At 69.6% G+C, this 628-nt stretch carries 1 protein-coding gene; it reads left to right on the top strand.

The window, feature by feature from the left end:
* The coding region (locus ACK4SE_RS14090) for a carboxylesterase family protein (protein ID WP_409693980.1) at nucleotides 1–449 on the top strand (449 nt) is incomplete at its 5' end.
* Nucleotides 450–628: the final 179 nt, after the last annotated feature.

Raw genomic sequence — 628 nt, 5'->3', positions numbered from 1 at the left:
ATCCCGACTGGACGCCCGACCAGGTCCTGATCCGCGCCACCACCGCCGCCCGATCCTGGCGCGGCGCGATCATCGAGGCCGAGGCGCGGGCGCAGCAGGGGGCGCCGACCTGGGTCTATCAACTGGACTTCCCCGGCGAACTGCCCAACGGCCGTCGCGGCGCCTTTCACACGGCGGACATCCCGCTGGTGTTCGACAATGTCGCAGCCGAGGGTTCACACACACGCGGGCCGGGCGCGCAAGCCGTGGCCGACCGCATGGCCGACGCCTTCATCGCCCTGGCGCGGTCGGGCGACCCCAATCATCCGGGCCTGCCGCGCTGGGCGCCCTATGGGCTGGAGCGTCGCCAGACGATGCTGTTCGACATCGACAGCCGCATGGCCGACGACCCGCGCGGCGACGAGCGCCGCGTCTTCGCCCGCATCCCCTACGTCCAGCCGGGGACCTAGAACGACATCGGTTCAGGCTCCTGGACACGCGGACCCCCGGCAACCTCGCCCCCCAGCGCACGTTCACCCGTCACAGGCAAAGAAGGGCGCATCGTCATGACCACCTACCAGGTCGGCTATCTGATCGGCTCGCTGGCGAAGGACTCGATCAATCGAAAACTGGCGCGCGCCCTGATCAA

This window comes from Brevundimonas sp., from assembly GCF_046293315.1.
Taxonomy (GTDB): domain Bacteria; phylum Pseudomonadota; class Alphaproteobacteria; order Caulobacterales; family Caulobacteraceae; genus Brevundimonas.
This window is presented reverse-complemented; position numbering and strand designations above follow the sequence as displayed.